The sequence below is a fragment of the Rhizohabitans arisaemae genome (genome assembly GCF_025996515.1).
GTDB classification, from domain to species: Bacteria; Actinomycetota; Actinomycetes; order Streptosporangiales; family Streptosporangiaceae; genus Rhizohabitans; species Rhizohabitans arisaemae.
This window is the reverse complement of the sequence record NZ_BLRH01000055.1, coordinates 425,615-445,258: the sequence shown is the minus strand read 5'-3', so window position 1 is coordinate 445,258 and position 19,644 is coordinate 425,615. Positions and strand designations below refer to the sequence as shown.

General features: G+C 70.3%; 17 protein-coding genes and 1 rRNA gene. 13 read left to right on the top strand and 5 right to left on the bottom strand.

Annotated elements, in window-relative coordinates; translation table 11 throughout:
- Positions 1-127: 127 nt before the first annotated feature.
- Positions 128-244 (top strand): 5S ribosomal RNA (gene rrf, locus RUR_RS28490).
- Positions 245-449: 205 nt separating this feature from the next.
- Here the strand turns inward: rrf and RUR_RS28485 are convergent.
- The 5 genes from RUR_RS28485 to RUR_RS28465 all read right to left on the bottom strand — a co-directional run bounded on the left by RUR_RS28485 (position 450) and on the right by RUR_RS28465 (position 5,344).
- Complete coding sequence (locus RUR_RS28485; protein ID WP_283138298.1) at positions 450-728, bottom strand: helix-hairpin-helix domain-containing protein; 279 nt, start codon at positions 726-728, stop codon at positions 450-452.
- A 126-nt stretch (positions 729-854) separates the two neighbouring features.
- The gene (locus RUR_RS28480; RefSeq protein WP_283138297.1) at positions 855-2,210 is read right to left on the bottom strand and encodes a hypothetical protein; all 1,356 of its coding nucleotides are present in this window, start codon (positions 2,208-2,210) and stop codon (positions 855-857) included.
- A complete protein-coding gene (locus RUR_RS28475; RefSeq protein WP_283138296.1) occupies positions 2,207-3,931 on the bottom strand; it encodes an NAD(P)/FAD-dependent oxidoreductase in 1,725 nt (574 codons plus the stop codon). The genes RUR_RS28480 and RUR_RS28475 overlap by 4 nt, the downstream gene beginning before the upstream one ends.
- Before the next feature lie 33 nt (positions 3,932-3,964).
- A complete protein-coding gene (locus tag RUR_RS28470; RefSeq protein WP_283138295.1) occupies positions 3,965-5,119 on the bottom strand; it encodes a folylpolyglutamate synthase/dihydrofolate synthase family protein in 1,155 nt (384 codons plus the stop codon).
- A gap of 33 nt (positions 5,120-5,152) precedes the next feature.
- Positions 5,153-5,344 (bottom strand): hypothetical protein, encoded by a 192-nt coding sequence (locus RUR_RS28465; protein WP_283138294.1) that lies wholly within the window; start codon positions 5,342-5,344, stop codon positions 5,153-5,155.
- A 385-nt stretch (positions 5,345-5,729) separates the two neighbouring features.
- Here RUR_RS28465 and RUR_RS28460 point away from each other — a divergent pair, with 385 nt between their 5' ends.
- The 12 genes from RUR_RS28460 to RUR_RS28405 all read left to right on the top strand — a co-directional run bounded on the left by RUR_RS28460 (position 5,730) and on the right by RUR_RS28405 (position 19,628).
- Positions 5,730-7,049: a bifunctional folylpolyglutamate synthase/dihydrofolate synthase gene (locus tag RUR_RS28460; RefSeq protein ID WP_283138293.1), complete on the top strand. Its 1,320-nt coding sequence runs from the start codon at positions 5,730-5,732 to the stop codon at positions 7,047-7,049.
- 41 nt (positions 7,050-7,090) lie between these two features.
- Positions 7,091-7,429 carry a DUF4233 domain-containing protein gene (locus tag RUR_RS28455; RefSeq protein ID WP_283138292.1) on the top strand — a complete coding sequence of 113 codons (339 nt, stop codon included), beginning with the start codon at positions 7,091-7,093 and terminating at the stop codon, positions 7,427-7,429.
- An 11-nt stretch (positions 7,430-7,440) separates the two neighbouring features.
- Positions 7,441-8,823 (top strand): hypothetical protein, encoded by a 1,383-nt coding sequence (locus tag RUR_RS28450; RefSeq protein WP_283138291.1) that lies wholly within the window; start codon positions 7,441-7,443, stop codon positions 8,821-8,823.
- 37 nt (positions 8,824-8,860) lie between these two features.
- Positions 8,861-9,268: a nucleoside-diphosphate kinase gene (ndk, locus tag RUR_RS28445; RefSeq protein ID WP_283138290.1), complete on the top strand. Its 408-nt coding sequence runs from the start codon at positions 8,861-8,863 to the stop codon at positions 9,266-9,268.
- A 481-nt stretch (positions 9,269-9,749) separates the two neighbouring features.
- Positions 9,750-10,781 (top strand): rod shape-determining protein, encoded by a 1,032-nt coding sequence (locus RUR_RS28440; protein ID WP_283138289.1) that lies wholly within the window; start codon positions 9,750-9,752, stop codon positions 10,779-10,781.
- A complete protein-coding gene (gene mreC, locus RUR_RS28435; protein WP_283138288.1) occupies positions 10,781-11,809 on the top strand; it encodes a rod shape-determining protein MreC in 1,029 nt (342 codons plus the stop codon). Before RUR_RS28440 ends, mreC begins: the two co-directional genes overlap by 1 nt.
- A gap of 4 nt (positions 11,810-11,813) precedes the next feature.
- On the top strand, positions 11,814-12,275 hold the full coding sequence (gene mreD / locus RUR_RS28430) for a rod shape-determining protein MreD (protein WP_283138287.1): 462 nt from the start codon (positions 11,814-11,816) through the stop codon (positions 12,273-12,275).
- Positions 12,272-14,338, top strand: coding sequence for a penicillin-binding protein 2 (gene mrdA, locus RUR_RS28425; protein WP_283138286.1), 2,067 nt, complete (start codon positions 12,272-12,274; stop codon positions 14,336-14,338). The genes mreD and mrdA overlap by 4 nt, the downstream gene beginning before the upstream one ends.
- Entirely contained in the window at positions 14,335-15,486 is a 1,152-nt protein-coding gene (gene rodA / locus RUR_RS28420) for a rod shape-determining protein RodA (protein WP_283138285.1), read from the top strand. Before mrdA ends, rodA begins: the two co-directional genes overlap by 4 nt.
- Before the next feature lie 58 nt (positions 15,487-15,544).
- On the top strand, positions 15,545-17,467 hold the full coding sequence (locus tag RUR_RS28415; protein ID WP_283138284.1) for a TIGR03960 family B12-binding radical SAM protein: 1,923 nt from the start codon (positions 15,545-15,547) through the stop codon (positions 17,465-17,467).
- Between the two features lie 85 nt (positions 17,468-17,552).
- Positions 17,553-18,653: an acyltransferase family protein gene (locus tag RUR_RS28410; RefSeq protein WP_283138283.1), complete on the top strand. Its 1,101-nt coding sequence runs from the start codon at positions 17,553-17,555 to the stop codon at positions 18,651-18,653.
- A gap of 141 nt (positions 18,654-18,794) precedes the next feature.
- Positions 18,795-19,628 (top strand): TIGR03936 family radical SAM-associated protein, encoded by an 834-nt coding sequence (locus tag RUR_RS28405; protein ID WP_283138282.1) that lies wholly within the window; start codon positions 18,795-18,797, stop codon positions 19,626-19,628.
- Positions 19,629-19,644 lie beyond the last annotated feature (16 nt).

Genomic DNA, 19,644 nt, shown 5'->3' with positions numbered 1-19,644 from the left:
GTTCTGTTCGCGTCGTCTGTGTCCGCTGCCCTTCGGGGCGCACGCGGGTTGCGCGGAGAGGTGTTTGCTCGCGTCCACTGTGTGATTCTGAGACTGCAATCCTGTTGGGTTGTGTGTTTCGAGGGGTTTCGGCGGTTTTAGCGTTAGGGAAACACCCGGTTACATTCCGAACCCGGAAGTTAAGCCTTTCAGCGCCGATGGTACTGCACTGGGGACGGTGTGGGAGAGTAGGACGCCGCCGGACAATTTTTGTGGGAGGGGTCAGCCGAAGAGGCTGGCCCTTTTATGCTTTTGTGGGGGTCATCTGGGTGGGGTGGCTTTTTCTGTTTTTGTGGGGGGTGGCCTGTGGGGGTGGCCCTTTCGTTGTTTTGCGGGGGGTTTCTGGCTGGGGTGGTATGTGGCTGGGTCTTCTGGCGGGGTTGGTTTGACAGTCGGCAGGCCTGCGGTTCTTATGTGTCGTGGCCATCCGTGGTTGTGACTTGGACGGTTGCTTTCCGACCACTGCCGGTGGTTTCCGAGTCGGCGAGTGCCTGTCCTCGTGCCGCCAGTTCGGCTTCGAGGATCCTGATGGCTTTGGGTCCTATCCCGTGGAGCTTCAGGAGTTCCTTTGCGCTGACGCCGGTCAGCTGGTCGTAGCGTGTGTAGCCGTTGAGGGCCAGCACCGCGCGGGCGACCTTGCCGATGCCGTGGGGAAACTCCGTCGGATTCTCGGTTTCGTGAGTCCCCATTGCTTCCTCCGGTGGTCCGCGTCACGGCGGTCTGTGAGCGTCTCAGTGGAGAAACACACTAGTCGCCTCCTCCGACAGCCAAAGGGGCCGCTCCACCAGGGGCCCCTTTCTCGTGTTGTGCCCCGTTTACCCGGGTGGGGTGGTGAGGAGGGGAATGGTGGTGGCGATGAGGACGGTGAGGGTCCACAGGGCCGGTGCGGAGCCCAGGGTCTGCTCGCGTTCGGTGGTGACCCGGGCCGTTTGAAGGGTGTTGCGGGTGAGCCACCAGGGGTTGGTGCGGCTTTCGAGGAGGTGGTAGACCACTCCGAGCGCCGCCCCGTACGTGAGGTGCCCGACGAGGGACGGGAAGGCGGAGGCGAGGCCGGCGGCGTCCCACTTCGGGGTGCTGCCGAGCAGGATGGGGAAGAGGGTGACGCCGCCGAGTATCCACCACAGGAATCCGTAGGAGGCTCCCCAGCCGATGCCGGAGGCCAGGTCGTAGCTCCGCCGATGGAACAGGAGCGCGTAGGAGACCCCGATGGCTTGGGAGATGAGCAGGTGGACGAGGAGCCCGGTCCAGACGGAGGTGGCTCCGACGAGCCGGGCCACGGTGTCGAGGACGCCGATGCCCACCATGACGACGGTGAAGAGGAGGCCGCCGGTGAGGCCGGCGAGCGCGCCGTAGGCGAGTGCGCGGACGCCGCGGGTTCCGGCGCCTTCGCGGCGGAGTCGCCGGATGTCGTCGGCGAACAGGAGGCGTCCGAGGGAGCGGAGCGCGTTGTCGACGAGGGCGATGCCGGCACCGAGGAGGAGGTAGGCGGGCAGGCGGGGGAGCGCGGCTTGGGCGGCGGCGAGGGTCCAGTGGGCGCCGGGTGCCCCGTCGAGGAGCGCGGGAAGGCTGAGGCCGGCCAGGATCCAGCAGAGGAAGCCGTAGGGGACTCCGCGGACGAGGGCGGGTCCGCTGCCGAGGGCGGGGCCGGCGAAGAGCGTGGGGTAGAGGAGTCCGGCGATGATTCCGGTGGTGATGAGGATGCCGCCGGTCATGGTGTCGGTGAGGGGGATGAGGAGGAGGGCGGCGGCGAGTCCCGCGGTGGCGCCGCGGAGGAGCCGTCTGGGGGTGATGCCGCGGAGGACCCCGCCGTGGACGGCGGTGAGGACGGCGGCGGTGCCCATGCCGTACACGAGGAGGCCGATGAGCTGGGGGAGCCGGAGCCGGGCGTCGGGGAGGGTCCAGGCGACGGGTCCGCCGTCGAGGAGCGGCAGGAGGGTGAGGGTGCCGAGGAGCCACCAGCCGGCTCCGTACGCGAGCCCCCAGTAGAGCAGGTCGGCGGGGTTCTGCCGGGTGGCGAGGAGGCCGAATCCGGCGCCGAGCAGGACCGCGACGACGGTGTGGAGGATGAGGCCGCCGGTCGGCGGCTCGGGGAGGGCGAGGCCGGTGAGGAGTCCGGCGGCCCCTCCGGTGATGCCGGCGATGAGGGCGGTGCGGCCGGGACGGGCGGTCATCGGGTTTCGGGGCGGGGGACGGGGTGGGGCACGGTGTCCTGGCTGCTCGGGGTGGCCGGTGTCCACGTGGTGACGGATCTGCCGGGCAGGTTCAGGTCGGGGGGTGCGGAGGTGACGGCGATGTCACGGGGGAAGGCGAGCTCGATGATCCAGTCGATGAGGACTCGCAGCCTCTTTTCCAATCCGGGGAGTTTGGCGAGGTAGGTGCCGCGCCAGAGGAGCCATGCGGCGAGGCCGGAGAATCGGTGGCCGCGGATTTCGGCGACGGCGGTCCGGTGGCCGAGGGCGACGAGTATGCCGATCGTATGGAATCGGAAGGGCTGGGGGGTTCGTCCGGCGAGGACGCGGTCGATGTTGTCGGCGACGGCGCGGCCTTGGCGGAGCGCGTGCTGCGCGGTCGGCGGGTACGGCCGTCCGGTGGGGTCGGGGGCTCGCGCGCAGTCTCCGACCGCCCACACACCGGGGTGGGCGGTCGATCGGAGCGTGGCGTCGACGGGGTGTTCGGCGGCGAGTGGGTGCGGACGGTTGCCGGCTGTCCAGACGAGGGTGTGGGTGGGGAGTTCGGCGCCGTCGGAGAGGTGGACGTTCCCGGGTCCGGCGGCGGTCACCCGGGTGCTGAGCCGGATGTCGATCCCGCGCGCGCCGAGTTTGCGGGCGGCGTAGGAGCCGAGGGTGGCCGGCAGCTCGGGCAGGATCTCGGTGCCGGAGTGCAGGAGGGTGAACCGGGGCTCGCCGGGGTGGATCCCCGGGTAGTAGTGGAGGACGCCGTGGACGAGGTCGAAGAGTTCGGCGATGAGTTCGGTGCCGGCGAACCCTCCTCCGGCGACGACGAAGGTGAGCAGGCTTTCCCTGGCTCCGGGTGGGGCGGTGTCGGCGTGTTCGAGGAGGCCGAGGACGTGGTTGCGCAGCCGTACGGCGTCTTGGAGGCTTTTGAGGGTGAAGGCGTGCCGGGCGACGCCGGGTAGCCCGGCGAAGTGCGGGACGGCTCCGAGGGCGAGGATGAGGTGGTCGTACGGCTCCGCGGGCCCGTCGGTGAGCCGGACGTTCCGCCGTACCGGATCGATCCTGTCCACGGTGCCGCGCCGGAACCGGGTGTGGGTGAGCGCGGCGCGGATCGGGGCGCCGATGTGCTGGGCTTCGAGTGCCCCCGAGGCGACTCCGGCGAGCATGGGGGTGAAGAGGAGGTAGTTGGAGTCGCTGACGAGCGTGACGTCGACGGGCCTGCCGCGGAGGGCGAGGCGTTCGAACCGCCGCGCCGCTTCGACTCCGGCGAATCCACCTCCGACGATCACCACTCGGGGCGCGGGAGGGTGTTCGGGACGGGTGGACGGTTCTCCCCGCCGGGCCGCGCTCCGGTAGGTCAGGAGCTGGAAGGCGACGCCGGTGAGTCCGCCGTGGATCAGACCGGCCACCAGGTCGGGGTAGGCGGCTCCCGCGTCGGCGGCCGACCAGTCGGGGAGGTCTCCCCTGGTCAGGGGGGCGAGGGTGAGCCGGAGGATCAGCCAGCCCAGCAGTCCGGCGAGGAGCCCCGAGGTGATCGTGGTGGTCGGCCGGCGTGGCCGGACGCCCGCCATGACGCCGACGGCCGTGCCGACGACGAGTCCGTGGCCGCCGAGGAGCGCCCACGCGAGGGGGCTTTCCGGCATGGCGAGCAGGCCGGTCGGGAGCGCGCCGAGCAGGCCCGCTGCGCCGCCCCACAGCGGCAGGGTCCGCCTCCGCATGCTTCAGCGTCGCATGGAATCCTTCGCGTGTCTTCACATCGGCCGTACATGATCCACGGTGAACAGGCGTTCGGTGTCGACGTCGGCGAGGGCGAGGACCCGGCCGATGAAGTAGACCGTGCCGAGGGCGAGGACCCGGCCGCGCGGGAGGGCCAGCTCGTCGGCCTCGACGACGGGCCACGGCACCGGCCGCTCGAAGCGCAGGTGGGCGTAGGGCAGCCGGACGAAGGTCACCGGCAGCCCGGCGAGTTCGCCGATCGCCCCGTCGAGGTCCTTGTGGTCGGGGAGGCAGAGCAGCACCCGGTCGATCGTGTCCCAGCGCCGCCGGGCGGTCGCCAGGGCGACGGCGACGCCGGTCCGGCTGATCGCGCAGTCGGCCAGGAGTTCCCCGCCGGGGATCGGGTGGAACGACAGGCGGCCGGGTAGCCGTACCGGGGGGACCGTTTCGGGCCGGGGGATCCCGAGGAGGCGCAGGAGGCGGCGGGCGGCGGCCCGGCCGAGCTCGGCGTTCCGTTCCCACCCGGCTGAGGACGGTGTGATCTCCCAGGTCAGGCGGGGGTTCGGGGTCACTTCGTCCATCGCGGCGCGTACTTCGGGGGTCTGCGGCAGGGTCACCAGCGCGCGGGTCGCCGGGCCGGCCACCCCGGCCTTCTCCCTGGCGATCTCGGGCGGGTCGGCGCCGAGGACGCCTACGTGTTCGGCGAAGATCTCGGTGACCGCGACGACGGTGGGCGGGAACAGCGAGACCTCGTCGGAGCGTCCGCCCATGCCCGCCTCGAGGACCAGCAGGTCGGCTCCGACGGTGGTCGCGTGCAGCACCCCGGCGAGGGTGAACAGTCCGCTCGGGGAGAGGTGACCCGTGCCCGCGGGCAGGCCGGAGAGCACCGACGAGAGCCGCTCGGCCAGGTTCTCGAACTCGGCGACGGAGACGGCCGCACCGTTCACCCGGATCCGTTCCCGGTCGCCGCGCAGGGCTGGGCTGGTCACGGTCACGACGGTGCGGCCCGCCGCGGCGAGTACGGCGGAGGCGTGGGTCGCCGCGGTGCCTTTGCCTTTGGAACCCACGACGGTGAGGATCGGAATCGACGGGTCGGTCAGGCCAAGCCGGTCGCGGACCATGCGGGCGCGCTCCAGGGAACGGCGGCTCCCCGGCGCACGCCGATCCCATTCGTCGTAGAAGACGGACACATGCTCTTTCTACCGCTCGCGGAGCACCGCCTTTCACCCCGGTGGTCGCCATCGGGCGCTGTCGGTGACCCCGGGTTTCCCGTCCGCGTACGGGCTGCGCCGGGTCGCCGTCCGGTGCGGCGTGCCGGTCCGATGGCGGTACGGGCTGCGCGGAGCCCGCTCCGTGTGGTCCGGTGTCCAGGCCGCCGACGGCCGTACCGGCTTGGGCCGAAGACCCGCGTCCACTTGATCATTGCGGTATGCGTGCCCCTCAGGGGGCGGACAGAGCAACGATCACCCGGGTGCCGTTCCTCGGGCCAGGGCGGCTCCGGTGTTTGGGTGATCATTGCGGTGTGTGACTCCCCGGGGGCGCGGACAGCCCAACGATCACCTGGCGCACGAGTCGGCCCCGGCCGCCTTCCGGGGCTTGAGAGTCCCGGGGAAGTGTCGGCGGCCGGGCTTGGCTGGGGGTGCGGTGCTCTGCGCCGTACGGGCGATGTCGGCGTGTTGCGGCTGTTTCCCGAGGGTGCCGACCGTACCGGCTCCGGATGGATCGCCGGGCCGGGCGGGTATGCGGCGCCGGGGCGTGGGGCCGGTCCGGGGCGGGGCGGGACGTCAGTAGGCTGGCAGGGTGGATTATTCATCGGTCCAGCAGGAGATACGGGCGCGAGGCGTCGAGTGGGACATCGATCCGTCGATCGATCGGATCAAGCGTCTGACGGACTTGCTGGGGTCGCCGCAGGACGGCTACCCGGTGATCCACATCACGGGCACCAACGGCAAGTCGAGCACGAGCCGGATGATCGACGCCCTGATGCGGGAACGGTCCCTGCGGGTCGGGCGGTACACCAGCCCCGAGCTGACCACGATCAGGGAACGGATCTCGATCGACGGGCAGCCGATCAGCGCCGAGAAGTTCGTCGAGATATACGAGGACATCAAGGCGTATGTCGAGCTGGTCGACGCGGAAGGCGTCCGGCTCTCCTTCTTCGAGGTGCTGACCGCGATGGCCTTCGCCGCGTTCGCCGACGCGCCGGTCGACGTCGCCGTGGTCGAGGTGGGCATGGGCGGCACCTGGGACGCGACCAACGTCGTCTCGGGCGCGGTGGCCGTGATCACCCCGATCTCCCTCGACCACACCGCCTACCTGGGGTCGGAGGTCGCCCAGATCGCCGAGGAGAAGGCCGGCGTGATCAAGCCCGGCGCGGTCGCGATCCTCGCGCAGCAGCCGCTGCCCGCCGCCGAGGTCCTGGTCAGGCGTGCGGCCGAGGTCGGCGCGACCGTCGCGCGCGAGGGGCTGGAGTTCGGCGTGCTCGGCCGGGAGATCGCCATGGGCGGCCAGCTGCTCCGGCTCCAAGGGCTCAAGGGCGTCTACGACGAGGTGTTCCTCCCGCTCTACGGGGAGCATCAGGCGGGCAACGCCGCCTGTGCGCTCGCCGCCGTGGAGACGCTGACCGGGGGTGAGGACCCGCTCGACCCCGAGCTGGTCCGCCGTGCCTTCGCGCAGCTGACCTCCCCGGGACGGCTGGAGGTGGTACGCCGCGGGCCGACGGTCATCGTGGACGCCACCCACAACGTGGGGGGCATGGAGGCCACCATCGACGCGTTGCACGAGTCGTTCGGGTTCGCCCGCCTGATCGGCGTGGTCGCCGTGATGGCCGACAAGGACGTGGCCGGCCTGCTCGAACTGCTCGAACCGGTCCTTGAGGAGATCGTCGTCACCGGGAACTCCTCGCCGCGGTCGATGTCGCCGCGGGAGCTGGGCGAGATCGCCGAAGACGTCTTCGGCGAGGACCGGGTCCATGTGGTGGAGCGGCTGGACGACGCCATCGACGAGGGGCTGCGGCTGGCGGAGGAGACGGGGGAGTTCACCGGGAACGGGGTCCTCGTCACCGGCTCGGTGGTGACCGCGGGCGAGGCCAGGATTCTGCTCCGGGCCGACCGGGGTTGAGCCGCGGAAGGGATTCTCAGGATGACAGAGGTGTTGCGGCGATGATGACGGTGACTCCGGGGATGCGGCGGCTCTGCGCCTCCGTCCTCGGGATGGAGGCGGTCGTGGTCGGCCTGGCCACCCCGGTGGCGATCGGCGTGGGCAAGGTGGAACCTGCCGTCGCGGTGGGGGTGGGCCTCGGGCTCGCGGTGGTGTGCGCGCTGCTGGCGGGCCTGCTCAGATACCCGTGGGCGTACGTCGCGGGCAGTGTGGCCCAGGTGGCGGCGATCGCGACCGGACTCCTCGTCCCGGCCATGTACTTCCTCGGCGCGCTCTTCGCCGTCCTGTGGGTCGCCGCGATTTTCATCGCTCGCCGTGTTGAGGGCGTCACTCCGCGCTAGAGTCGGCGGACATGGCCCTTCCCTCCGTCAAACAGGCTCATGTCCTCGATGCGCTCGTCGGGCTTCTGGTCGTGACGACGCTCCCCCTCGCCGTCGTCGTCATCCCCAACACGATCTCCGTGGTGGCCGATCTGCTTCCGGCCGGGGTGTCGACACTCGCCATGATCCGGGCGCACGGCCTGGCGCTGCCCGCCATGCTGGTGACCGTCCCGCTGGCCGTGTCGGCGCTGCGGCGGTTCCGGCCCGCGTCCCTGCTCGTCGCCGGCCTGCTGCTCCTGGCGGTCGCCGAGGTGGCCGCGGCGGGCGCCGGGTCGCCCGCCGTGGTGGCCCTGCTCCGCATCGGCCACGGGGTGGCCGCGGGGCTGATCGTCCCCGCGACGTTCACGGCGGTACGGGAGCGGCCGGAGCCGGCCAGGAGGTGGCTCGTCCCGCTCTGGGCGACGACGCTGCCGCTCAGTCTGCTCGGCTCCCAGGCGCTGGCGCTGTGGGCGCTCGCCGACGCCTCGACCTGGCAGGTGACGCTCCGGCCCTATCCGATGCTCACCGGGGCCGGGCTGGTGCTCGCCGCGGCCTACACCCTGGTACGGCGGCGTGCCGCCGGGGGCCTGGCCGAACCGTCGCCGAGCCGGCGCCTGACCACGCTCGCGCTGATCCCCTCCACCGGGGTCGCCGCACTCGCCGTGGCCACCACCTTCGACCTCGGCACGACCGTACAGGTGATCGTCGCGGCGGTGGCCGTGCTGGGTCTGCTGGGGGTGGCGTGGTTCGGCGGCAAGGTGGCCTCGTTCGCGCTGGTCGTGGTCGGGCTCGTGCTCTTCCCGACGGCGGCGCCGATGACCTTTCTGGAGCTGGAGGGCCTCGGCGGTCCGGGCCTGCCGGGGCTGGCGGTGGCCGGGGGGATCGCGGCGGCGACGGCGCTCCTCGTCACCTGGTACGCGGTCCGGGTCCACGTCCCCACCGGGACCCTGGCCGGTGGCGGGTTCGTGGTGCTGGTCGGCGGGCTCTGCGCGGTCCGGCTGCTGGTGCCCGCCGAGTCGACCCTCTCGCTGATCGTGCCGATGGCGCTCCTGGCGACGGGGGCCGCGGCGGCGACGGCGACGGCGCTGCGCCACACCGGAGGCGACGCCGCGCTCTTCGCGCTGTCGCTGTGCTTCCCCGCGGTGCTCGCCGGCTTCCTGGCGGGCGCGATCATCCAGGCGATCCACGTCCGGACGGTGCGCAGCGGGGACGCCGAGGCGCTGGTCACCGCGTTCAGCGGGGCGTTGCACCTGTGGGCGCTGATCGTGGGTGTGGTGGTGGTCGGGGTGCTCGCGGCGGGGGTCTGGCGGACTCGGCGCGGCGCACCGCGTCCGCTCGTGTCCGCCCCGGCGAGCTCCGCCTCGGCCGGCGGGTAAACTTCCGCCGTTCCCACTATTTATCAAGGAGAGTCTCGTGTCCGAGCGCACCCTGGTCCTGATCAAGCCCGACGGCGTCCGCCGCGGTCTGATCGGCGACGTGATCGGCCGTATCGAGCGCAAGGGCCTCAAGATCGTCGCAATGGACCTGCGCACTCTCAACCGGGAGACGGCGGAGCAGCACTACGAGGAGCACTCGGCCCGGCCGTTCTTCGGTGAGCTCGTCGAGTTCATCACCGGTGGCCCGCTCGTCGCCCTGGTCGTCGCCGGACCCCGCGCGGTCGAGGCGTTCCGCAGCCTGGCCGGCATGACCGATCCGGTCGCGTCGCCTCCCGGCACCATCCGCGGCGACCACGCCCTGGAGATCGGCGAGAACGTCGTGCACGGCTCCGACTCGTCGTACTCCGCCGAGCGCGAGATCAAGATCTTCTTCCCGGAGCTCTGATCCGGGCTTCCACCGAGCTCGCCCGCCACGGCCCGTCTCCCCACCCACCGGGGTACGGGCCGTCGCACTGTCTCATGCGAGCTTGGGTTTGCCGTGTGAGGGAGCTACACGGCGGGGTTCATCGGGTTCGGCCCGGGCGCAGCCCGTACCCGCGCTTTCGGTTGTCGCCCCGCGCAGGCCCGACGATCAACGGAATCGGCTGTCACCCGGAGGCGGGCACCCGTAAAGCTTTAGTCAGGTGATCATGTTTGGTGGGGGCCGGATTCCGTTCGGGATGAGCGCGCGGATTCCCTGCTGTTCGGCGTTTCTCCAGCTCATCGAGGTCTCACCGGGGGATGATCGTGGTGGGCGCGGCGGGTGGGTTTTCAGATTTTCTTGGGACGGAACCGGCTCAGTGCGCCCATAAGTGGGTACACCGCGTTACGATACAAACGCGATCCGTCACTCCCGCCTCTCAACCTTTCGGAAGGTCTCCTTCCCCATGGGCAACAAGCTGGCATTCCTCGGTCGTGACATGGCGGTCGATCTCGGCACCGCCAACACACTGGTCTACGTGCGCGGGCGCGGGATCGTGCTGAATGAGCCCTCCGTGGTCGCGATCAACACCGTCACCAACAAGATCGTCGCCGTGGGCATCGAGGCCAAGCGCATGATCGGCAGGACGCCCGGCAACATCGTGGCCGTGCGACCGCTGAAGGACGGCGTGATCGCCGACTTCGACGTCACCGAGCGCATGCTGCGCTACTTCATCCAGCGGGTGCACCGGCGGCGGCAGTTCGCCAAGCCCCGGATCATCGTGGCCGTGCCGAGCGGCATCACCGGCGTGGAGCAGCGCGCGGTGAAGGAGGCGGCCTACCAGGCGGGCGCGCGCAAGGTCTACATCATCGAGGAGCCCATGGCCGCGGCGATCGGGGCCGGTCTCCCGGTCCACGAACCGACGGGCAACATGGTGGTGGACGTCGGGGGCGGCACCACCGAGGTGGCGATCATCTCCATGGGCGGGATCGTGACCAGCCGCTCCATCCGGGTCGGCGGGGACGAGCTCGACCAGGCCGTCATCACCTTCGCCAAAAAGGAATACTCGTTGATGCTCGGCGAGCGCACCGCCGAGGAGATCAAGATCGCGATTGGGACGGCCTGCCCCACCGAGGAGGAGCGGCACGCCGAGATCCGCGGGCGCGATCTGGTCAGCGGTCTGCCCAAGACCATCGTGGTCTCCACCGAGGAGATCAGGAAGGCGACCGAGGAGCCGGTCAACAACATCGTGGACGCGGTCAAGACGACCTTGGACAAGTGCCCGCCGGAGCTGTCGGGGGACCTGATGGATCGGGGCATCGCGCTCACCGGTGGGGGAGCCCTCCTGCGCGGCCTCGACGAACGCCTGCGAGACGAGACGGGGATGCCCATCCACCTGGTGGACAACGCCTTGGACTCGGTGGTGCTCGGCTCCGGCCAGTGCGTCGAGGACTTCGACGCCCTCCAGCAGGTTCTGGTGCCAGAACCGAGGCATTGATGCGTGACACCCGCCGTGCCCGGTTCACCCTCGGGATTCTCCTCGCGATCGCGCTCATCCTGGTGACCGTGGATTTCCGGGGCGCGGAGTCGTCCCCGCTCGGCTCGCTGCGCTCGCTCGGCTCGTCGTTGTTCGGCGGGATGGAGGACCTGACCACCTCGGTGATCCGTCCGGTGACCTCGTTCTTCACCATGTTCACCGGGGCCCCCGAGGCGCAGGACCGGATCGGCCGCCTGGAGGCGGAGAACGCCGGGCTCCGCCGGCAGCTGGGGGAGCAGCGGCTTTCCACCGAACGCTCGGCTCAGCTGAACCGCCTGCTCGGGACGGCGCGGCTCGGGCAGTACAAGATCGTGGCCGCCTCCGTGATCGCCCGGCGGGGGGTGCCCGGGTTCGAGGACTCCGTGGAGCTCGACGCGGGGCGGGCGGACGGGATCCGGCCCAACATGACCGTGATCAACAGTGACGGGCTGGTCGGCCGGGTGGTGCACGCGGGGGCGAACACCGCGACCGTCGCGCTGATCACCGACTCCGCCTCCTCGGTGGGGGGCAGGCTGGAGGACAGCCTGGAGGTCGGGGTGGTGAGCGGCCTGGGCAAACTCATCCCCGGCGGACTCTTCGTCCGCTTCCAGCTGCTCGACTCCACCGCGCCCATCGCCGAAGGCCAGCGGATCGTCAGCTTCGGGTCCGACCAGGCGCGGCCCTATGTGCCGGGCGTGCCGATCGGCGTGGTCCAGCGGGTTCAGGAGACCCCCGGGGAACTCACCCGGATCGCCTACGTCCGGCCGTTCGCCCGGATATCCGCGCTCGACGTCGTCGGGGTGGTCGTCGCCGCGCCGGCGCGCGACCCGCGCGACGCCGTACTGCCCAAGCCTCTCGCCACCCCCAGCCCGTCGCCGACCCCGACGGCCTCCCCGGACCTGTCGGAGACCGACCTCTCGGAGGTCGACGACGACGATCGGCCCCGGAGGCCCGCCGAACCCGATCCCTCGGAGCGGGCGGCGCCCGCCAGGCGATCGGGATCGAGGTGAACCGGTGCGCGGACTCGTCATCTCCCTCGTGGTCGTGGCGACCATGGTGTTCCAGGTCACGGTGGTGAACCGGATCCCGTGGCCGGGTGGGTCCGGGCCCGATCTGGTCCTGCTCGCGGTGGTGCGCCTGGCCCTCACCCGGGGGCCGGTGCCCGGCGCCGTCATCGGATTCGTGATCGGCCTCACCGCCGACGTCCTTCCGCCCGCCGACCACCTGATCGGGGAGCACGCCCTCGCCTACAGCCTGATCGGATACGCCACCGGCCGGGCCGGGCTCCGGGACCGGGGCGCCGTCACCATGATCCTCTGTGCGGCGGGCGGGACGATCGCCTCCGCCGCGATCGGGGTGCTGCTCGGCGACGAACGCCTCACCTGGGCCGCGATCGGCACCGTGGTCCCGATCGCCGTGGCCTACAACGTGGTCGCCGGCCCGCTCGTCCTGAAGCTGGGAAGGAGCCCGGCGTGAACCCATTGGGCACGCGGCTGACGGTGCTGCACGTGGTCGTCATCGCCATGCTGGTGGTGCTGACCGGACGGCTGTGGCAGGTGCAGGTGATGCAGGGGACCAAGTACGCCTCGACGGCCACCGCGACCAGGACCCGGAACGTCATGGTGCCCGCCGTACGGGGCCAGATCCTCGACGCCCAGGGGCGTCCCCTGGTCCGGAACCGCACCGCCCTGGTCGTCTCCATCGACCGGATGCAGCTGCAGCGCATGCCCGACGGGGGCCGGGAGGTGCTCAAACGCCTCGCCGCCGTGCTGGAGCGGCCCTTCGACGAGATCGAGAAGCGGGTACGGCCCTGCGGGCCGGGGATCCGCAGACCCTGCTGGCCCGGTTCGCCGTACCAGCCGATCCCGGTGCACGACCACGTCTCCACCCGCAAGGCCCTGCAGATCCTGGAGCGGCAGGAGGAGTTCCCCGGCGTGATCGCCGACGTGCAGGCGATCCGGGAGTACCCGCTCGGCCGGGGGGCCGCTCAGGCGCTCGGCTACCTGCAGCCGGTCACCCAGGAGGAGCTGGAGCGCCGGCAGGGGCTGCGGGCGAGCTTCTCCGGCGTGGACCTGGTGGGCCGGGACGGCCTGGAGGCGGTCTACGACGAGTGGTTGCGGGGCAAGCCCGGCCTGCGCCGGATCGCCGTGGACCGGATGGGGCGGGAGATCGGCATCGAGGAGCAGGTCGCCCCGGTGACCGGGGACACCCTGATCACGAGTATCGACGGGCGGGTTCAGCGCATCGTGGAGACCGCGATCACGAGGGCGGTCAAGAAGGCGCCGCGGGCGGACGGCGCGGCGGGCGTGGTGCTCGACGCGCAGACGGGGCGGGTGGTGGCCCTGGCGAGTTATCCCAGCTACGACCCGTCGATGTGGGTCGGAGGACTGGCCGAGGGCGCCTACGAGCGGCTGCTCTCCGCCGAGTCGGGCCGGCCGCTGGTCTCCCGCGCCACCCACGGCACGTTCGCGCCCGGCTCGACGTTCAAGATCTCGTCGGTGGCCGCGGCGGTCTACGACGGCTATCCGCTCAACGGCATCTACGACTGCCCGGGCGCGATCAACGTGGGCAGCCGGGCGTTCCACAACTTCCGGGGGATCGGCCTCGGGCCGATGAATCTCAAGACGGCGCTGATCAAGTCCTGCGACACGATCTTCTACCGGTTCGCGTACCAGCAGTGGCTGCGGGACGGGGGGATGAAGCCGCGCGCCAACCCCAAGGACCCCATGCAGTTCATGGCCCGCCAGTTCGGGTTCGGCCGTCCCACCGGGGTGGACCTGCCCGGGGAGTCGGGCGGGCGGATCCCGGACCGCACCTGGAAGACGAGGCTCTGGGAGGCGAGCAAGCAGGAGAACTGCACCCGGGCCAAGACCGGCTATCCGGAGGTGGCCAAGAAGGATCCCTCGAGGGCCGGCTACCTGAAGACGCTGGCCAACGAGAACTGCCTCGAAGGTTTCGTCTGGCGGCCCGGTGACGCGGCGAACTTCTCCATCGGCCAGGGTGACGTGCTGGTCACCCCGCTGCAGCTCGCCCAGGCCTACGCCGCGATCGCCTCCGACGGCAAGCTGCGCAGCCCGCGGCTCGGCTGGGCCCTGGTCCGCCCGGACGGGCGCCTGGTGAAGAAGATCGATCCGCCGGTGTCGAGCAAGCTGCCGATCAGCTCCGAGCTGCGGAACTACATCAAGACCGCGCTGGCGGGGGTGCCCAAGGAGGGCACCGCGGCGGGGACGTTCTCCGGGTTCCCGCTGGACAAGCTGTCCATCGCCGGAAAGACCGGAACGGCCGAGGTGTACGGCAAGGCGGACACGGGGTGGTTCGCCACCTTCGCCCCCGCGGACAAGCCGCGGTACGTCGTGGTGGCGATGGTCTCCCAGGGCGGGCTGGGCGGTGGCTCGGCCGGCCCCGCCGTACGGGAGATCTACGAGAAGATGTTCGGGATCAGCAAGGACGGCAAGACCGTGAAGAACCTCGACCTGCGGCCCGCGGTCAAACTGCCCACGATCCGGCCCGACGGAACCGTGTCGGCGGCGAGCCAGTGAGCGTCGCCGCCCGCCGCCGTCCGCCGCTCAGAATCCGGGTGTCCTCCCAGGTCACCCGGATGGACGGGCCGCTTCTGGTCGCCGCGGCCGGGCTGTCCGCGATCGGCGTCCTGCTCGTCTGGTCGTCCACCCGGCTCTGGAACGGGGCCGAGTCCTCCGCGTTCGCCTCCCGGCACCTGATGAACATCGCGATCGGGGTGCTCCTGCTCGCCGCCGCGACGCTGATCGACGTGCGGTGGCTGCGGACCCTCACCCCGGTCTTCTACCTGGTGTCCATGCTGGGCCTGGTGCTGGTGCTCACCCCGCTGGGCGGCACCGCCAACGGCTCCAACTCCTGGATCGTCGTCGGCGGGTTCCAGCTCCAGCCGTCGGAGTTCGCCAAACCGGCGCTCGTGCTGATGATGGCGATGCTGCTCTCCCGCACCCGGGAGAACGCCGGAAAGCCGCGCATCCCCGACCTGCTCTTCGCCCTGGGCGCCGCCGTGCTGCCGATGGGCCTGGTCATGATGCAGCCCGACCTGGGGACCACGCTCGTCCTCATCGCCACCACCGCCGGCCTGCTCGTCCTCGCCGGAATCCGCAAACTCTGGATTTTCCTCCTGATCGCCGTCAGCGTGTCCGGGGCGGCCGCGGTGTGGTTCCTCAACCTGCTTGAGCCGTACCAGGTCGCCCGGTTCACCGCCTTTCTCGACCCCTCCACCGACCCGCGGGGCGTCGGCTACAACAGCACCCAGTCGCTGATCGCGGTCGGCTCCGGCGAGCTGTTCGGGAAGGGACTCTTCCACGGCGGCCAGACCACGGGGCGTTTCGTCCCGGAGCAGCACACCGACTTCGTGTTCACCGTCGCGGGGGAGGAGCTCGGCTTCATCGGCGCGGTGACGATCGTGGCGCTGCTCGGGGTGATCCTGCTCCGCGGCCTGAAGATCGCGAGAGAGTCGGGGGACCGGTTCTGCGCGCTGGTGGCCGGGGGCGTCGTCTGCTGGTTCGGCTTCCAGACCTTCATCAACGTGGGGATGACCATCGGGGTCATGCCCATCACCGGCCTGCCCCTGCCGTTCGTCTCGTACGGCGGTACGGCGACCTTCGCCAACATGATCGCCATCGGCCTGCTCCAGGCCATGCACATCCGGGACCGGACCTTTACCTGAACCCGCCCGGGGGCCTCGACGCGTCGATCCGCTCCCGGACAGGCCATAGGCTTGGCCCATGTCTGTTGAGTCGCTCTTCCCTCGCCTGGAACCGCTGCTGCCCCGCGTGCAGAAGCCGATCCAGTACGTCGGGGGTGAGCTCAATTCGACCGTCAAGGACTGGGACGACGCCGAGGTCCGCTGGGCCTTGATGTACCCGGACGCCTACGAGGTGGGCCTGCCCAACCAGGGCGTCCAGATCCTGTACGAGATCCTCAACGAGCTGGAGGGCACCCTCGCCGAGCGGACGTACGCCGTGTGGCCCGATCTTGAGGCGCTCATGCGGGAGCACGGGGTGCCCCAGTTCACCGTGGACGCCCACCGTCCGGTCCGGGCCTTCGACGTGTTCGGCCTGTCCTTCTCGACCGAGCTCGGCTACACGAACATGCTGACGGCGCTGAGCCTCGCCGGGATCCCGCTCCACGCGGCGGATCGGACCGAGGAGGACCCGATCGTGCTGGCGGGCGGGCACGCGGCCTTCAACCCCGAGCCGATCGCCGACTTCGTGGACGCCGCGGTGCTCGGGGACGGCGAGCAGATCGCCATCGCGATCACCGAGGTGATCCGCGAGTGGAAGGCCGAGGGCCGGCCGGGTGGCCGGGACGAGCTGCTGCTCCGCCTCGCCGAGTCCGGCGGGGTGTATGTGCCGAAATTTTACGATGTGGACTATCACCCGGACGGGCGGATCCAGCGGGTCGCGCCGAATCAGCCGGGCGTGCCGTTCCGCGTGCACAAACACACGGTCATGGACCTCGACGAGTGGCCGTACCCCAAGAAGCCGCTGGTGCCGCTGGCCGAGACGGTCCACGAGCGGTTCAGCGTGGAGATCTTCCGCGGCTGCACCCGGGGCTGCCGCTTCTGCCAGGCGGGCATGATCACCCGTCCGGTCCGGGAGCGGTCGATCACCACGGTCGCGGCGATGGTGGAGAACGGCGTTCGCGAGTCGGGGTTCAACGAGGTCGGCCTGCTCAGCCTCTCCAGCGCCGACCACTCCGAGATCGGTGAGATCGCCAAGGGGCTGGCGGACCGGTACGAGGGGACCCAGACCTCGCTCTCGCTCCCCTCGACCCGGGTCGACGCCTTCAACATCACGCTGGCCAACGAGTTCTCCCGCAACGGCCGCCGTTCCGGGCTCACGTTCGCGCCCGAGGGCGGGTCCGAGCGGATGCGCAAGGTGATCAACAAGATGGTCACCGAGGAGGACCTGATCCGTACGGTGTCCACGGCCTACTCCCAGGGGTGGCGGCAGGTGAAGCTCTACTTCATGTGCGGCCTCCCGACCGAGCAGGACGAGGACGTCATGGCCATCGCCGACCTCGCCCGTAAGGTGATCAAGGCGGGCCGGGAGGTCACCGGCACCCGGGACATCCGGTGCACGGTCTCCATCGGCGGATTCGTGCCCAAGCCGCACACACCGTTCCAGTGGGCCGGGCAGACCGACCACGAGACGGTGGACCGGCGGCTCCGGGAGCTCCGCGACGATCTGCGGCGGGACAAGGAGTACGGCCGGGCGATCGGGTTCCGCTACCACGACGGCAAGCCGTCGATCGTCGAGGGCCTGCTCTCACGCGGCGACCGGCGGGTCGGGCGCGTCGTCCAGGCGGTCTGGGAGGCCGGTGGGCGTTTCGACGGGTGGAGCGAGCACTTCTCCTACGACCGCTGGATGGAGTGCGCGGCCAAGGCGCTCGCGGACACCGGGGTGGACGTCGACTGGTACACCACCCGGGAGCGCGACGAGCACGAGGTGCTCCCCTGGGACCACCTCGACGCGGGCCTGGACCGGGAGTGGCTCTGGCAGGACTGGCAGGATTCGCTCTCCGACGTGGAGGTCGAGGACTGCCGCTGGACCCCGTGCTACGACTGCGGCGTCTGCCCGACCATGGGGACCGAGATCCAGATCGGCCCCACCGGCAAGAAGCTCCTCCCGCTCACCGTGATCTGACCTACCCGGGCCGTGTCCCCATCACCTGCGGTCAGCCTGCATGATGAAAGGTGATGGAGGCACGAAGCGGCAAAGGGCGGTTGGGGTGGCGGAGGTCAAGCGCGATCGGTACGTCGATTGGCTGCGGGCGGTCAGCCTGCTCGTCGTCGTGCTCTGGCATTGGGCTTTCACCATCCTGCGATGGGGCCCGCACGGGCCGTCGGCGACCAGCCCGCTCGGCTTCACCTCCGGCCTATGGATCTTGACCTGGCTGTTCCAGGTGATGCCGATCTTCTTCTACGTCGGCGGCTACGTGCATCTGCTGTCCTGGGAGCGGGCCCAGGCGCGCGGGGTACGGCTCGGCGCGTTCGTCGGCCGCCGGCTGAAGAGCCTGGCGGTGCCGGCGCTCGCCCTCATCCTCACCTGGACCGTCCTGGGCATCCTGCTGGCCGAGATGTTCAACCTGCAGTGGATGGGACGCGCCGTCCTCCTGGTGATCAGCCCACTGTGGTTTCTCGCGGTCTACCTGATGCTGATCGCGTTGCTGCCGGTGGCGCTCTGGCTGCACCGCAGGTTCGACGTGCTGGCGCTGATCTGGCTCGGCGGCGCGGCGCTCGCCGTGGACGTGATCCGGCTGCACTACGGGGTGGAGTGGATCGGCTGGCTGAACATGCTCTTCGTCTGGGGGCTGGCCCACCAGGCGGGGCTGTTCTACCAGCGGATCGTCCGGCTTCCCCGGCGCTACGACGTGGCGCTCCTGTGGACCGGCCTGTTCGCCCTCTTCGGATTGGTGTTCTCGGGGATCTACCCGGGTTCGATGGTCGGGGTCCCTGGCGATCGGCTGTCGAACATGGCCCCGCCCACCTTCGTCATCGTCGCGTTGCTGATCTTCCAGATCGGTGTCGTCGAGGTCGCCCGGCCGGGGATGGAGCGGCTGCTGGAGCGCCCGCTCTGGCACCGGGTCAATGAGACGATCAATCGTTTCGCGCTTCCGCTCTTTCTCTTCCACACCACCGGAATGGCGATCGCCAGGGGTCTCGGTTGGTGGTTTTTCGGTAACGGATTCGATGATCGCGTTCCACCGGATCTGCTCTGGTGGATCGCCAGGCCGGTCGCGGTAATCGGTCCTTTACTGTGCACGTTACCGGTTATCGCGCTCTTCGGGAGGAGGTGGACCCGCCCGCCGCAGGTCGTGCGGAGGGTCTAGGCGCCACGCTTGGGGACCTGGTCATCTTGACCGTTGGGCTTGCGCCGGTGAGAGCGGCCTTATCCTTAACTTGACGACCTACGACACGGGAAGGAAGGCAAAACTCTGAAACCTGTTCCCGATGGTCCGCCACCGGCGCCGGTGACGCAGCGGTTGCGTGTCCGTTACGCAAAACGCGGGCGTTTGCGCTTCACCAGTCACCGGGATATTTCGCGTGCCATCGAACGTGCGGTGCGTCGCGCGGGCATCCCCGTGGCATTCAGCGCGGGATTCAGTCCCCACCCGAAAATCTCCTATGCCGGCGCCGCCCCGACCGGAGTGGCGAGTGAGGCCGAATACCTCGAGATCGGCCTGACGAGACGGTGCGACCCGCAGCGGCTCCGTGCCGATCTGGACGCGTCCCTTCCGCCCGGCCTCGACGCCCTGGACGTCGTGGAGTCCGGCGGCGGAGGCCTGGCCGATCGGCTGCACGGCTCCGTGTGGCTGGTTCGTTTGAGGGGGGTCAGGCCGGCGGACGCCGCCGACGCGGTGGAGCGTTTCCTCGCCAGGGAGCAGGTTGAGGTGGAGCGCCTGACGAAGAAGGGGATGCGCCGCTTCGACACCCGTCAAGCGGTGGTGGGCCTGACTGTGGAGGGAGCAGGTGAACCGGCTGGTCAGGAGCCGGACAGGCGCGGCGAGGAGCATGATTCCACGCCATGTGCCATACTTCGAATGGTTGTTCGGCACGTAACACCCGCCGTACGACCTGATGACGTCCTCGCTGGTCTGCGTCTTGTGGCCGAACTGGCGCCGCCGTCACCCCCAGAGGTGATCAGGCTGGCGCAGGGGCCGCTCGATGACGAGACCGGTGGGCTGACCGACCCGCTCGACTTCGACCGCGACGTGGCTGACTCTCGCGACGATGAGCAGGGGACGGTGGACGGAGCCGGCGAATGTGCCGCCTCCGTGGGCGGGGACGTCGCCGCAGACCTATAGGACTTCGCGCCGGGCC